The following is a 15,414-nucleotide window of genomic DNA, read 5'->3' as shown; positions in this document are numbered from 1 at the left end:
AGCCTTTTCGTGTTGTTGGACATAGAAAGGTTGCAACATGAGCGGTGATTATGAAGCGTGAGCGAAACAAAATGTAGCCCTCGTGATATTTTTTTGCTACAACTGTATCAACTTTTCTACCAAAAAACCGATATATATAGTGTAGGATCCTACTGCTATACAATATAAATATAGGAGGGGAATATGTATGAAAACTCAAAAACGTGTTAATAGAGCGAAATGGTTATGTAGTCTATTAGTTAGTGTAAGCGTATTCACATTCTCTAGTATTTCATTCGCTGAAGCGTACGTGCCCAATGATATTGATACTGGGATCGCAGGCCTAAATTACAATCGTAATGAAGTTTTGGCCGTCAATGGCGATCAAATCAGTAGTTTTGTTCCTAAAGAAGGTACCAAGTCCAATGGCAAATTTATCGTGGTTGAGCGGGATAAAAAATCACTCGCAACCTCACCCGTAGATATTTCCATTATTGATTCGATCACGAATCGCACGTATCCAGGTGCAATACAGCTTGCCAATGAAGATTTTGCGAATAATCAGCCTAGTCTGGTTATGGCCGCGAGAAAACCATTAGATATTAGCATTGATCTACCTGGGCTGAAGAGTGAAAATACAATTACGGTTCAAAATCCAAATTTCAGCAGTGTTTCTGGTGCCGTTGATCAGCTCGTGTCGACTTGGGTTGACAAGTACTCGAACACACACACACTGCCTGCAAGATTACAGTATGCAGAATCGATGGTGTACAGCAAAAATCAAATTGCCAGTGCACTTAATGTGAACGCGCAATACCTTAACAATACACTCGGAATCGACTTTAACGCAGTAGCAAGCGGCGAGAAAAAAGTAATGGTCGCTGCTTATAAGCAAATCTTTTATACGGTAAGTGCAACGCTTCCTAACAATCCATCGGACCTTTTTGATACTAGTGTGACGTTTGCTGAATTAGCCCGTAAAGGGGTAAGTAATGAGGCTCCACCACTGATGGTATCCAACGTAGCTTATGGCAGAACCATTTATGTGAAATTGGAGACAACCTCGAAGAGTAGTGATGTACAGACGGCATTTAAAGCATTGCTCAATAATCCTAACATCCAAGTTAGTGGTAGTGGACAGTACAAAGATATTTATGATGAAAGTTCATTTACAGCTGTTGTATTAGGCGGCGATGCACAAACGCATAACCAGATCGTCACGAAAGACTTTAGTGTCATCCAAAATGTAATTAAGGACAATGCACAATTTAGCAGTAAAAATCCAGCTTACCCCATTTCGTATACGAGTGTATTCTTGAAAGACAATTCCCTTGCTGCTGTGCATAACAATACGGAGTATATTGAGACCAAGACGACAGAATATACTAGAGGTAAAATTACACTTGATCACAGCGGTGCATATGTAGCTCAGTTTGACGTATCTTGGGATGAATTTACATTTGATGCAAATGGACAAGAAGTCATTACGCATAAAACATGGGAAGGAAATGGTCGAGACAAAACAGCGCATTTCTCGACAGAGATTCCACTTCCTCCTAATGCCAAGAACATCAAAATTCACGCCAAAGAATGTACAGGTCTTGCGTGGGATTGGTGGAGAACCGTGATTGATGAAACGAACGTTCCATTATCCAGCAATATCAAAGTTTCAATAGGGGGTACGACGTTATATCCAACAGGTTCGATTAGTCAATAATCATTAATGTAAGGGGCCGTCTCAAAGCCATGAAAATGGCCGAGGGACAGCCCCTTTCGTTTTAGAGCATTCATATGGATTATTTGTTTTTTCGATGATAGTGATATCCGGTGCATAATCCTTTTTTCTTCGATTTTGCTGAACAATTATGGCCACCATTCTTATCAAGTCTTCCAGAGTGAGCGGATGCAGAGAGTGGGATGGCAGCGAGTAGGGTAACAATGAGGATTGCGGAGACTAATTTTTTCATGTTATTCGACCTTTCTGGATTAATATTAATAGAAATAGCAATACCATCATAAACCATACATAGGAAGTAGGCACGCTTTTAATAGGATATATCTGGGTGAAGGCAAAAAAATGAATGCCTGATTTTCGGTTACGGCCCGGCCCGGTTATGGCTATAATAAGGACAACAACACATATTAGGGAGTGCTGCAATGATTCCTACTGCACGGTATGGCGAATATTATCAAGCATTAATCGAGAAAAATTCAGAATACGAAGGTGTATTTTATGTAGGTGTCAAGTCCACAGGGGTATTCTGTCGTCCGACTTGTCCCGCTCGGAAACCGAAGTTTGAGAATTGCGAGTTTTATGAGACTGCGAAGGAGGCGCTCCTGGCATCGTTTCGGCCTTGTCAACGCTGTCGTCCCTTGTCCCATCCGAACCAAGTTTCCGATGTTGTTCGTCAGCTCGTGGAAGCGGTGGAGCAGAACCCGGAGAAACGTTGGAAGACCCAAGACTTTAGAGATCTGTCCATGGATGAATCGACCGCACGTCGACAATTCAAGAAGCGCTTCGGCATGACCTTTATCGAATATGCACGCTCCCGCCGCATGGGACTTGCATTCAAGAACATTAAAGCAGGGCATACGGTCATTGATACCCAATTAGCATCGGGTTATGAGTCCAGCAGTGGGTTTAGAGATGCGTTCTCTCGCATTATGGGCGCAGCGCCTACGATGCTCGATGACAGCAAAGTGCTTAGAGCTACTTGGATCGATACGAAGCTCGGCCCAATGGTCGCGATTGCGGATGAGCATGCGCTATATTTATTAGAATTTGTAGATCGGCGGGGTTTAGAGCGTGAGGTAGAGCGTCTGCGACTACGGACGAAATCAGCGATTATTCCGGGCACTACCAAGCCGATTCAATTGATTGAACAGGAGTTGACGCAGTACTTTGACGGTAAGCTGAAGGGGTTCAAGACGCCGCTTCATTTACTCGGATCTCCGTTTCAGAAAAGTGTGTGGGATCAATTAGTGAAGATTCCGCCCGGGGAGACGCGTTCCTATTCGGATATTGCTGTAACACTTGGCAGACCGACGGCTTTCCGCGCTGTGGCTCAAGCGAACGGTGCGAATCAGCTAGCCATCGTGATTCCATGCCATCGAGTCATTAATTCGAATGGCGATTTGGGCGGTTATGGTGGTGGATTGTCGCGCAAAGATTGGCTGCTGCAGCATGAGAAGACGATGAGCAACATCTAGCAGACTATTACGCGCTGGGATTTGTGGCTGTTAACCATTGCAAGAAGTTAGTACAGCATTTTGAAGAACAAGTTGCGATTGGAATTCGTGGAGATTGGAAAATCTATGTAAATAGTAGAATAGGTGCTGCGTTGGATCTTCGTATTGAGGCAAATCAGTACTAACGATAGCAACATTGCAAAAGGGGTAGCCTGATTTTCAGGCTGCCCTTTTTGTGAACCACGGTCCGAACAAGCTTCGGCTTATGGGATGTGCTCCAGACGAGCAGTATTTCACTCGGTAGATTTGTTCGTGTATACCGTACGGTAGACGGCAGGCGTTAAGTTCTCGAACTTCTTGAAGGTTTTGATAAAATAACCCGCATCGCAGAAGCCGAGCTCATCGCTAATTTGATTCACGGCGAGGTCAGATGTCTCTAAGAGCTGCTTGGCCCATTCTATCTTGAGTCTAGCAGTAAAGACCGAGAAATTCTCTCCTGTCTCTTTGGTAAACAAGCGGCTAAAATAACTCGAGCTCATATGACATTGCTGCGCCATCGATTGCAACGTGAAGTTCTCATTCTTATGGGCATAGATATAATCAAATGCTGGTTGAAGCGCAGGATTAGAGGCATGGAAGGTTTGGGCAACGGATTGTCTGACTTTAGTCTCAATCAGTGCGCTGGATAGTTCATGCTGAATAGCCTGAATATTTCGATACGTGCGTTCCGACGTATTCATCGCATCGAGAGAGGGATCCGCTTCGAGCGATAGTGCTTTCTTGTACATATCGATCGTTGCATTCTTATGTATCGCCTCTTCGACGATATACGTGCACAAGTGGAACAGCATGTCCGCTATTGTCGTTACTTCTTCGTAAGACAATACGGGCAGAGCGAGATAGTCTTCCTTAAGGTGTCGGAATTTGTTGTTCGTCTCCGCATTTGATGGACGGGATACGATTCTCTCCAGTAGGGGGGCGTCTTCGTCACGAAGCTTGATCTGACCCGCCATAATCGCACCGATATATTGGTTATCGATAATAATCGGAATCGCAATGTCCAGAATATCGAAATGGCAGCGATAAATATAAGGTTTGTTCAGTCGAACAGCTTCCAAGCCGCCACGTGCATCGCATTTCTGACAATATTGCGCGAGGAAGGGATCTTGTCGTACCCCCTGACAGAACGATTGACAATAGCTGTGCTTGGTCACGGGAACCCCTTTGTAATCGACCGTGATGATCGCCATTTTGGTGACGAGGGAGAGTGAGTCCTGCAGCTTATGCCATTTGTCCATATCTATTATTCGTTCAAGATCATAACGTGATTTTACCATCATCGTATTTTCACCGCATTCATCGTATTCTGATTTGCCTCTATTATACGCGATTTTGGGGACACTAGGACAAGATTCTACTATTTCACAGGAAAATGACAAAATAATTCGATCTGAAAACGCTTGAATTCGCGATGATCTTTCCATGAATCTCCTGCGGGACAAGCCTATAATAGAGCTATATTCAACTAGGGAGGAATTCGTTATGAGAAGAGCGTTTATTAGCCCAACCAAATATGTTCAAGGGGAAGATGAGCTTCGGAACCTTGGTTATTTTGTACGGACATTTGGAGAATCAGCATTATTGATTGCACACCCTGATGATGTAGCGCGTGTGAAAGATAAGCTTGCTTTTACAAGTCAACAATATGACATCACGCTCGTTGAAAGCGGTTTCCAAGGCGAGTGTTCGAGACAAGAAGTGGCACGTCTGCAAGCTTTGGCGAAGGAATATCAATGTTCTTGTACGATCGGATTAGGCGGGGGAAAAGCGATTGATACGGCGAAATGCGTTGCCGAAGGAGAAGCGTTAATCATCGTACCGACCATTGCAGCGACCGATGCGCCGACGAGTCATTCGGCCGTGCTCTATACGCCAGAAGGCGCGTTCGATGATTATGCGTATTTCAAGCAAAGCCCTAGCGTGGTCATGATCGATACGACGGTGATCGCGAACGCGCCGACAAGATTTCTTGTGGCGGGAATGGGGGATGCGCTGTCGACCTATTTTGAAGCCAGAGCAACGGCGAAGTCCTATTCGAACGTGAATGCGGGCTTGCCATGCGGCGTTCGTGAAGGGGCATGCGGCGAAGCAAAAGGAACGAAGACAGCATTGGCTCTTGCAAAATTATGCTACGAGACGTTATTAGAAGATGGTGTGAAAGCCAAACTATCCTGTGATCAGAACGTCGTCACGACGGCCCTTGAGAATATTATTGAGACGAACATTCTGTTGTCGGGACTCGGGTTCGAGAGCGGCGGGTTGGCGGCAGCCCATGCCATTCATAACGGATTAACGATGCTCGAAGGAACGCATCACTACTACCACGGGGAAAAAGTTGCCTTCAGTACGCTTGCGCAATTGGTGCTGGAAAATGCGGATCAAGCGGAAATCGATGAAGTGCTCGCGTTCTGTGCTTCTATAGGTTTACCGATTTGTTTAGCTGACATCGGCGTAGACGAGGTGACGCAGCAGGAATTGTTGCAGGTGGCCGAGAAAGCATGTATTGCAGAAGAATCCATTCATTCGATGCCATTCCCGATTACAGTGGAAGCGGTGGCGGCGGCGATTCGAGTTGCCGATCAGATTGGACGTGAATACAAACGGAATCGAGGCGAATAACATGAAGAAAATCATCAACCAACCCGAGACGCTTGTTCGGGAAATGTGTAACGGACTTGTGCTTGCGCATCCGAATCTTGCTTTTGACAGCAAATATAAAATCATCTCGAAGAAAGCGCCGAATCGTGAGAAGGTCACCTTAATCAGTGGCGGCGGCAGTGGACATGAACCCGCGCATGCTGGATTCGTCGGGAAGGGGATGCTCGACGTCGCGGTATGCGGTGACGTGTTCGCTTCGCCTTCGCAGATTCAGGTCTATCAAGCGATTCGTAACTCGGCGAGCAGCAAAGGGACGCTGCTAATCATTAAAAATTACAGCGGAGATATTATGAATTTCAAAAATGCTGCGCATCTTGCGGGTGAAGATGGGATTCAAGTCGATTATGTCAAGGTCGATGATGATATCGCAGTCGAAGATAGCCTCTATACCGTGGGAAGAAGAGGGGTTGCAGGGACCGTTCTTGTTCATAAAGTGGCAGGAGCTGCGGCGGAAGCGGGCTTATCTTTGCAGGAAGTGAAGGAAGCGGCACAGCATGCGATCGATAACGTTCGCAGTATTGGATTTGCATATACCTCTTGTACCGTTCCGGCAAAAGGCACCCCGACCTTCCAACTCGAAAAGGGAGAAATGGAGTACGGCGTGGGCATTCATGGTGAACCGGGGATCCGTCGCGAGCGTATCCTCTATGCGGATGAGCTGGCGCATCGTATGGTGACGGCATTGCTTGCGAATTTGCAAATGGGTGAGGGAGCCGAGCAAGAAGTGGCGGTGCTCATTAATGGGTTCGGTGCTACGCCGCTTCAAGAATTGTATCTGCTCAATAATTCGGTGACACGTGAATTGACGGCGAAGGGTGTTAAGATCTTCAAAGGTTTTGTCGGCAATTATATGACGAGTATCGATATGGCAGGCGCATCGGTGACCCTGATGAAGCTCGATGCAACGCTGAAGCAGTGGCTATCGGCACCATGCGATACACCGGCGTTAAGCGTACATGAGCCGTTTGAAACTGTGGAGTACACAGAGGTTGTTCATCGACCAGTTGCAGCAGAAACCCGCGTATCTTATAAGAACGAGAGCGACCCAGCTTGGGCGACGATGACAGATAACCAACTCTCGCTCCAGAACATGGTGTATCTCATCGATCAGATGAGTGAGATCATTATTGAAAATGAGGTCCCTTTCTGCGAGTTGGATGCCCATGCAGGTGACGGGGATTTTGGGATGAGTGTTGCCAAAGGGTTCAAGCAGCTGAAGACGGAGTGGAAGGATATTCTGGCGCATAGCAGCGGTAGTATTGGAAGCTTCTTGGATGCATGCTCGCTGATTATTATGGAGCATTGTGGGGGTGCATCCGGTCCGATCTGGGGATCGGCCTTCCGGGCAGCAAGTAGACAGGTGGGCGACAAGCAGACCTTGTCCATTGAAGCGTTCGCGTACATGATGGCGGCCGTCGTTAAAGGCATTCAAGACACGGGAGCAAGATCATTCGGACGCGGCGCTGTCGTGGGCGATAAGACTTTAATCGATGCGCTCGTTCCGTATGCAGAATCCTGGCAGGAGAGCGCGAGACAGGGCGAGGATTTTAAGACCGCATCTGTGAAAGCGGCCGAAGCCGCGGTCCAAGGCGCGAAGAACACCGAGACGATCGTGGCTCGGATGGGAAGAGCGGGTACGGTGGGTGAACGCAGCATCGGATACCCGGATGCGGGAGCCTATGCGCTGGGTGTGATTTTCACGGAGCTGGTTCAGGTGATTCGGTAATTAAGATAGATATGGGGGAATCTCGTCGCAATTGGCGAGATTCTTTTTTTCTATTGCAATCGATGAGAACGCTATATTGCTGGTTAGCGGATTAACAAACCTCGCAATCATTGAAGCCATCTAAGAATCCAGACGAACAGGTAAGCAGGTTGATGTGAATAGCGATGGCATATAAGAATTTTCCAGTCCGCCTTTACGCATAATATAGCAGAATCGTTCATTCTGTTGTCTAAAGGAGCTATTACGAGATGCCTCTTCAGAACATTAACGGCACCATGCTATATTACGAAGTATCCGGACAAGGCATACCGATCGTATTTATCCATCCCCCGCTTTTGACTAGCGCGAATTTCGAATACCAGCAAGCGTATTTGTCCGATCAATTTCAGATTATCACCTTCGATATTCGAGGACACGGCAGAAGTCACGCATCCCCCGTGCCGGTCACTTACGAATTAATTGTCCAGGATATCGTCCGATTGCTGGACCACCTGCAGATCCATCAAGCTTATGTATCCGGGTACTCGACCGGAGGAGGCGTTGCATTAAGAGCCATGCTTGATTATCCGGATCGTTTTGCAGGCGGCATCTTGATTAGCGCGATGTCCGAGGTCAGCGATATTGTACTCCGAAGCCGGATTAAGCTCGCGATGGGACTATCTGCATGGCGGCCGACGTTTCGTCTGTTGATGTGGGGGATTGCGTGGGGGAATTCCGACCAGGTCCATACATTTCGTCACCTGCTACAGGATTCAGAAAGAGGCAACATGCAGAATATTCATGAGTATTACCGATCCGCTCTGAACTACAACTGCACGAATCAGCTTGCGATGATCAGCTCTCCTGTCTTATTGCTATATGGGGCAAAAGACAAAGGCTATAACCGTTACCGTAAAATATTGCAGCATCATCTTCGGCAATGGAAGTTGATCGTATTGCAGCAAGAGAAGCATCAGCTCCCAACCAAAGCCGCTGTCGAGATCAGTCAAGCGATAAAAAGCTGGATACTAGAAGTGGATCAACAAACGTTAGGCGAAAAGCCAACAAGCCCGCATATGACACATACGGCAACAATCCCACAGGAAGATTCTTCGGTGGATGCTAATTTATAAGTCATGAAATCGTCCGAAACGGACAAGAGAATCCCCTTATGGTTGACAGTGAAGTAGACTTCATGCTGTTGGCCGGAGGGGATTTTTTCGCATTTGACTATATTCGACAAAACCTTCGATTTGCTACAAAAACTTTCTTCATCCAATGTCGTGTTTATGGGTTATCATGATTGTCCCATTGGTATAAAATGGAGGCATGAGCCATGATGCCGCTCACCTATGATGAGATTTACGGATGAGCATTTAGGAGGAGAGAGGATTAGGATGAAACCGAACATTCATTTTCAAGTGATTTCTGACACGCATGTTGCTGAAGATCCGAACAATATCTATTCTATTAACTTCGATCGAGCGCTCAAGGATATACGGAAGACGACACCGGATAGTGACGGCATTATGCATGTGGGCGATGTGACCGATCGTGGTCTTCCCGGTCAATTTAAGACAATGGCAGAGATTTGGGATCGTAACAAGGAAGGTTTACCGTCGATATATTTTACAACGGGGAATCATGATGTTCGTTGGGCCGACTTTGAGGAACGGATGGCGAGTTTTAGAGAATCGACGGGAATCGATCAACTGTATTATGATTTCTGGATTAAGGGTTATCATTTTATTTTCCTAGGGACAGAGAAGCCCTTGAAAGATTGTGCCTATCTATCCGAAGAGCAGCTTGCTTGGTTCGAACAGAAAATAGCGGAGAATGCGGAAGCGGATAAGCCGATCTTCATTTTCGTGCATGAACCGATGATGAACACGGTCGCAGGTGCGCAGACGCGGTTTGGTTGGCATGGCATTCGGCAGGATCGCGAATTGAAGACGATTCTATCGAAGTACCCGCAATCCATCCTGTTCACGGGGCACACCCACTGGGAGCTGGGCGCTAAGGATACGATGTATCATACCAAGTATGCGACATTGTTCAACGTTCCATCGACGGCCTACCTATGGACGGATGAGGATGCGCATAAGGATGGTTCGCAGGGATACTACGTGGAAGTTTATGATGACAAGGTACTGCTCAGAGGCAGGGACTTTGCGAATGGAGCATGGGTTAGCGAAGCAGAATACAGCATTTCACTACCGCCACAAATCCCTATGATTGATCCGGAGACAGATCCGGATATGACGCTGAGTAACCCGACGATGCAGCTAGATAAGCGCAGTTACCTCGTCGGAGAGGCGATTCGAGTCACGTATACAGGTTCGCTCAATAAGGATGCGTTTGGTATATTTCCAAGGGGGGCTGTGCCGAATGAAGTTCGCCAAATCGAACCGATCGCTTCGATCTTGACGAATACGATACAGCAGCCGGATGGGGTATTGACGTTCGAGCATATCGAACTTCCCCCAGGCGAGTATGACATGATATATTTGGGCGAGACGATGAATGTGGAATTAACGCGATGGGCGTTCGAGGTTACAGCGGAATAATGACTTGCACGTGAAAAAGCAGACAAGATGTTGATCCATAAGAACCTTTGTCGAATGTATTGAAATGATTTCAAATCTTGATTACTTTAACATTGAAGACTGTAAGCGTTACATATTTCGGTACATGGTCTTGGTCCTAAGATTTCGATCGTGAAGTGGGTATCTACATATCGATAACGAAATACGCCTGTCCAAGCGTGTAACCGGATGAAGCCGGGCACGAGCTTAAAGAGGTCACTCTTTGGTTCGTGCTTTTTACGTTTTTCGTGACGTGGAAAGGGGGGAGAATAAGCTCATCATAGATCGATCATGATGGCATGACACAATGAATTGATAGAGAGGTGCTCTGTTCATGAATGTATCCTTTTTCTATGCGAAGTCAAATAAGAATAAGAAGACTATGTCTCGTTCGATTTCTTTCGTGCTTGCACTCGCACTTGTCATACCGATGTTTACGATGCAAGGGTCAACGGTTTCAGCCGCAGAAGCACCCCAATTGCCTGAAATTTCGCCCATACCGCAATCCATTCAATCGACGGGGGATGGATTCGTCATTCCGTATGAGGTGGGTATCGTAACAGGCAGTACATCGGACCCGGCTGCGGTCCAGAGCGTCGAAGAGATACTGCGGAAGGCTGGCGTGCAGAATATCAATCGTGTCCAGGATTCTGCGGTTCCGAATTCACCAGTCAATGTATGGGTTGGAGGACCTTCGGAGAATCAAGCGACAGCAGCTGCACTGCAATCTCTTGGGGCTGCGGGACCGGATGATTTGAAGGATGAGGGGTATGTCCTGGCTTCCGGCTCGGATACATCAGGCAAGCCAAAAATCGTGCTCGCTGGGAAGACAACGCTAGGCACCTTCTACGCGGCACAGACGCTTCGTCAGCTGATTACAGCGAAGGAGGGAGCATACCGTATTCCGTCCGTAACCATTCGCGATTGGCCGAAAATGGCTTGGCGTGGTTCGATTGAAGGATTCTATGGCGACCCGTGGTCCCATCAGGATCGTCTTCGCCAAATCGATTTCTATGGCCAGCAAAAAATGAATATGTACATTTATGCGCCCAAAGATGACCCGTATCACCGGGATAAATGGCGTGAAGCCTATCCGGCTGCGAAGTTAGCAGAGATTGCCGAGCTCGTTCAGCGATCGAAGGAGAATCATGTGGAACTTGTCTTTGCCATCTCGCCGGGAAATAGCGTCTGCTTCTCCGATGATGCAGATTTTGGGGCGCTGACGACCAAAGCGCAAGCGATGTGGGATGTTGGTGTTCGCTCGTTCGCGATTTTCCTGGACGATATCGATAAGACATTACGTTGTAATGCCGATAAGACTAAATTCAACAGCGACACGAATCCGGTCGCTGCTGCGCAAGCCTTTCTGCTCAATCGATTCAAGACGGAATTCATTGATAAGCACGCAGGAGCTCATCGTCTGATTACCGTCCCAACGGATTATGCGAATATTACGGCGACTGCTTATATTAACCGATTTGCTGCCTTGGTGGATCCGAGCATTATCGTCCAATGGACAGGATCGGCTGTTGTTCCAGCGGGTATTTCGGCATCCGATGCGGATAAGGCGAATGCAATTTATAAGCATGATCTATTGATCTGGGATAACTTCCCGGTGAATGATTACGCACGGGATCGGTTGTACTTAGGCCCGCTCTACAATCGGGATGCAGAGCTTGCTGATCATGGCATTATTGGTCTAACGACGAATCCAATGAATGAAGCGGAAGCGTCCAAGATTGCGATTTTCACAATTGCCGATTATTTGTGGAATCCAGCGACGTATAATCCTGAGACAGCGTGGCAGCTGAGCTTGAAACGCTTCGGCGGTGAGGTTGCTGACGCACTCCGCATTTTCGCAGAGAATAATTATTCCTCTCCGCTCAATGCGAAAGAATCATTAACGATTAAGCCGCAAATCGATAATCTGTGGACGGTCTTTATTGGGGGAGGAAGCATTACCAATGCAGCGAACCAGCTAATTGCAGAATTTACGAAGCTGCAGCAAGCGCCTGCTACACTCCGCAGCGGCCTGAACAATCCGGATTTCATCGATGAAACGAAGTTCTATCTGAACAAATACGAGTTGTACGGTCAAGCGGGCGTAGAAGCGACGCAAATGCTGTTGTCTCAGAAGCGGAACAACAAGCAGCAGTCGGCTGAGCATCGTACGGCGCTGAACAATGTAAGAACGCAGATCAATGCGATTACCAAAGCGAAAGCGAACCAAGTGTTCGAGGACTTTATGTCACGAGCGATTCGCGAGAATGATACGTGGCTCGGCGTCGGCACCTCCAAACCGTTCCCGATTACGACGATGGGCACCTATCAGACGAATACGCCAGACAAAATGCTCGATGGCAATCTGAATACGTACTTCTGGAGCAACAATTCCCCGGCAATCAATGATGTCATTGGGGTGGATCTGAATGAGGTGCGCAAGGTGTCCAACGTTCAGGTATTAATGAGCAAGAGCGGCAGCGTGAACGACTATGTCCATCACGGTGTGTTGGAATATTCGGTCGATGGAGCCAACTGGACACAGCTTGCGACGTTAGAGGAGAAGTCGGAGATCAGCGTTCCGCTGGATAATCAGAAGGCGAGATTCGTTCGCATTCGTGTGACGGGAACGCAGGAATATTGGGTCATTGTGCGTGAATTCATTGTTACTTCAACCGCGATTCCGAAGGAACCTACAGCTGTTCTCGGCGGTGACGATACGGTTCAGGGTGATAAAGAGTTCAAGCTGCAGCTTGGCGTCGAAAATGTCACGCAGAGCGTGTATGCCCAAGATTTAGCGATGAATTATGATGCGAACGTGATGGAATTCGTGTCGGCGAAGTCTTTGGAAGATGGCGTGAATCTTCTTGAGACGGGCAAAGATACCCCAGGCAAGCTGCGGTTTATTCTGGCGAGTGAAGGTCCGGGTCACGCGATTACAGGAGATAAGCAATTGCTGGAGTTGACCTTCAAGGCGAAAAAAGTATCGCAAATGACGGAAGGAACGATTTCGATTAGCAATGCAACATTGGCGGACCATGTGGGAGCGGAATCAAATATTGCCGTGTCCTCGTTGGCCATCCAAGTGAACCCAGCTCCAAGTGATAAGACAGAGCTGAACAACCTGATTCGTACGGCGCAAGCGGCTTACGATGCGGCCGTAGAAGGTACGCAAATCGGTCAGTACCCAGCAGGTTCGAAGGCGAAATTACTAACGGCCATTAAAGCGGCTCAAGCGGTCGTGAATAACGCAAGTGCAACCGTGGACCAAGTGGCTGCGGCAATTCAAGCCTTGCAGCAGGCGCTGGACACATTCAAAGCATCGGTTATCACGACGAAGCCGGGCGATGTGAATGGCGATGGCAAGGTTAGTATCGGAGATTTGGCGATGGTGGCGGCTCATTACGGCAAAACATCTTCCAGTCCAGATTGGGCACAGGTGAAGAAGATGGATATCAATGGCGACAATGTGATCGACATTAAGGATCTTGCTGCTATTGCTTCGAAAATTATAGAATAGATAAAATCGATAACTTGCGAAAAAGCCGACCTTGGCAGCTTGATATGCTGCTTAAGCGTCGGCTTCTCGTTTCTCTTTGCGTGTACATATTTTGTTCATATCCTTCTGTTATGCTAGTCGTTGCATAATCGATGAAGGAATGGTGATGGAAATGAAGCTACATACCTATGGAAAAATGGCGTGTATGGCAAGTCTTATGATCGCATTGATCTGGGTGGGAGGTTGTAGCAGCGCTGCCGAATCCCATAAGGGAACCTCAGCTTTCAATTCGGCCCCCGATGGACAGTCTGGAACGGGCGGACCGCATCGCGGAGGCATGTTCCAGAAGGCGCCGGATCAGCCTGACCGCAATGCAGATCTAATGGCCAAAGTGGTCGCGGTGAACGGAACGGATATTACAATACAGCCGTCTAAAATGGACCCCGGCGCAAGGATGGGCGGTGGACAGCGGAGTCAAGGCAATGGCGAGGAGGGCCGGACAGCGCCGGCGCAATCAAGCGGCGACGGCGAAGCAGCCGACCAGCGACGAGGTGGAGGCGGCGGACGAGAAATGCAGTTCGACGAAGAGAAACAGCATATTCAAATCCCCGAAGGGACACCGATCTACACGATGAGTTGGACGGATGGCACAATGGCATTCAAGCAGCTCACGGTGAAGGAGCTGAAGGCGGACGAAGTGATCACGGTTTGGATGAATCCGGATGCGCAAGGACAAGCCTCGTACGTGACCATTCGTAATGGAGGGATGGGATTCTCGCCAACGGGCAAAGGAAATGAATCATCCTCTTCAACGCAATAACAGACAAAAAGCCGACCATGAACGCAGCGAAAGTGGCTGAGCTCATGGTCGGCTTTTATTTTAACATTGTCGATCGTCGAATTAGTTGAATACTTTAACGCGGCTGTCAAGCGGTTGGAATTGTTTCTCGCCCACTTCGCCTACTGGCTTACCGAATGGCATTTGAGCAACCAATTGCCAGCTTGCAGGAATGTTCCATTCTTGCTGCACTTGCTCATCGATCAATGGGTTGTAGTGTTGAAGCGTTGCGCCGAAGCCTTCTTCTTCAAGTGCTGTCCAGATCACAAGTTGAAGCATACCGTTCGATTGTTGAGCCCATGTAGGGAAACGGTCTGCATACGCTGCGAAATTGCTTTGAAGTCCTTCGATGACCGTGTTGTCTTCGAAATACAATACCGTACCATAACCGCTGCGGAAAGCTTCCATTTTTTGTGCTGTTGGCTCGAATTGATCAGCAGGAACGATTTTGCGAAGCGTTTCTTTCGTGATATCCCACAATTTATTATGCTGTTCGTTCAAGAGTACAACGACACGTGCGCTTTGGGAGTTGAACGAAGATGGTGTATGTTTGACAGCAAACTCAACGATTTCTTGAATGCGAGCATCGGATACAACAGCTTCTTTCGAAATACCGTATACGGAACGTCTGTCTTCAATAGCTTGGAATAATGTTTTAGTCATGTTGTTTCAATTCCTTTCGACTCGTTAATATATTTTTGTTTGTTACTTAATAATTTCTATGTACTTAGTATAGTTGCGATAAAAAAGAAAGTCAATATATTTTTTGATGTTGTTTTCGAAACGGATAAGTTCTCTACTTCCTGTGAATATGGATCTTACGCTAGCTTAATCATTGTCGGTGGCATAATCGTTCGGAGAAGTGTATGCTTGAAATATATCTAGACTACATAATGAAATA

General features: G+C 47.4%; 11 protein-coding genes. 8 read left to right on the top strand and 3 right to left on the bottom strand.

Annotated features, from left to right (window positions below; all coding sequences use genetic code 11):
* The first annotated feature begins 187 nt into the window (after positions 1-187).
* The gene (locus tag C558_RS0113470) at positions 188-1,696 is read left to right on the top strand and encodes a thiol-activated cytolysin family protein (RefSeq protein ID WP_018756807.1); all 1,509 of its coding nucleotides are present in this window, start codon (positions 188-190) and stop codon (positions 1,694-1,696) included.
* A 79-nt stretch (positions 1,697-1,775) separates the two neighbouring features.
* On the opposite strand, the gene C558_RS33785 is transcribed toward C558_RS0113470, so the two are convergent.
* On the bottom strand, positions 1,776-1,946 hold the full coding sequence (locus tag C558_RS33785; RefSeq protein WP_156826113.1) for a YHYH domain-containing protein: 171 nt from the start codon (positions 1,944-1,946) through the stop codon (positions 1,776-1,778).
* 190 nt (positions 1,947-2,136) lie between these two features.
* On the opposite strand from C558_RS33785, the gene C558_RS0113460 reads away from it, so the two are divergent.
* Entirely contained in the window at positions 2,137-3,189 is a 1,053-nt protein-coding gene (locus C558_RS0113460) for a bifunctional transcriptional activator/DNA repair enzyme AdaA (RefSeq protein ID WP_018756806.1), read from the top strand.
* Positions 3,190-3,461: 272 nt separating this feature from the next.
* Here C558_RS0113460 and C558_RS0113455 read toward each other — a convergent pair whose 3' ends face one another.
* Positions 3,462-4,508, bottom strand: a complete 1,047-nt coding sequence (locus C558_RS0113455) for a PocR ligand-binding domain-containing protein (protein ID WP_018756805.1) — start codon at positions 4,506-4,508, stop codon at positions 3,462-3,464.
* Between the two features lie 202 nt (positions 4,509-4,710).
* Here C558_RS0113455 and C558_RS0113450 point away from each other — a divergent pair, with 202 nt between their 5' ends.
* The 6 genes from C558_RS0113450 to C558_RS0113420 all read left to right on the top strand — a co-directional run bounded on the left by C558_RS0113450 (position 4,711) and on the right by C558_RS0113420 (position 14,495).
* A complete protein-coding gene (locus C558_RS0113450) occupies positions 4,711-5,847 on the top strand; it encodes a glycerol dehydrogenase (protein WP_018756804.1) in 1,137 nt (378 codons plus the stop codon).
* A gap of 1 nt (position 5,848) precedes the next feature.
* The gene (gene dhaK, locus C558_RS33165; RefSeq protein WP_018756803.1) at positions 5,849-7,612 is read left to right on the top strand and encodes a dihydroxyacetone kinase subunit DhaK; all 1,764 of its coding nucleotides are present in this window, start codon (positions 5,849-5,851) and stop codon (positions 7,610-7,612) included.
* A gap of 248 nt (positions 7,613-7,860) precedes the next feature.
* A complete protein-coding gene (locus C558_RS0113440; protein ID WP_018756802.1) occupies positions 7,861-8,724 on the top strand; it encodes an alpha/beta fold hydrolase in 864 nt (287 codons plus the stop codon).
* A 264-nt stretch (positions 8,725-8,988) separates the two neighbouring features.
* Positions 8,989-10,158 carry a metallophosphoesterase family protein gene (locus C558_RS30990; RefSeq protein ID WP_018756800.1) on the top strand — a complete coding sequence of 390 codons (1,170 nt, stop codon included), beginning with the start codon at positions 8,989-8,991 and terminating at the stop codon, positions 10,156-10,158.
* 352 nt (positions 10,159-10,510) lie between these two features.
* Entirely contained in the window at positions 10,511-13,696 is a 3,186-nt protein-coding gene (locus C558_RS30985) for a beta-N-acetylglucosaminidase domain-containing protein (RefSeq protein ID WP_018756799.1), read from the top strand.
* Positions 13,697-13,880: 184 nt separating this feature from the next.
* Positions 13,881-14,495 carry a hypothetical protein gene (locus tag C558_RS0113420; protein WP_156826100.1) on the top strand — a complete coding sequence of 205 codons (615 nt, stop codon included), beginning with the start codon at positions 13,881-13,883 and terminating at the stop codon, positions 14,493-14,495.
* A gap of 81 nt (positions 14,496-14,576) precedes the next feature.
* Here the strand turns inward: C558_RS0113420 and C558_RS0113415 are convergent, their stop codons facing one another.
* On the bottom strand, positions 14,577-15,176 hold the full coding sequence (locus tag C558_RS0113415) for a nitroreductase family protein (protein ID WP_018756797.1): 600 nt from the start codon (positions 15,174-15,176) through the stop codon (positions 14,577-14,579).
* Positions 15,177-15,414: the final 238 nt, after the last annotated feature.

The organism is Paenibacillus terrigena DSM 21567 (genome assembly GCF_000374845.1).
Lineage (GTDB): Bacteria > Bacillota > Bacilli > Paenibacillales > Paenibacillaceae > Paenibacillus_K > Paenibacillus_K terrigena.
The sequence above is the reverse complement of the archived record's forward strand: the minus strand, read 5'-3'. Positions and strand labels throughout refer to the sequence as shown.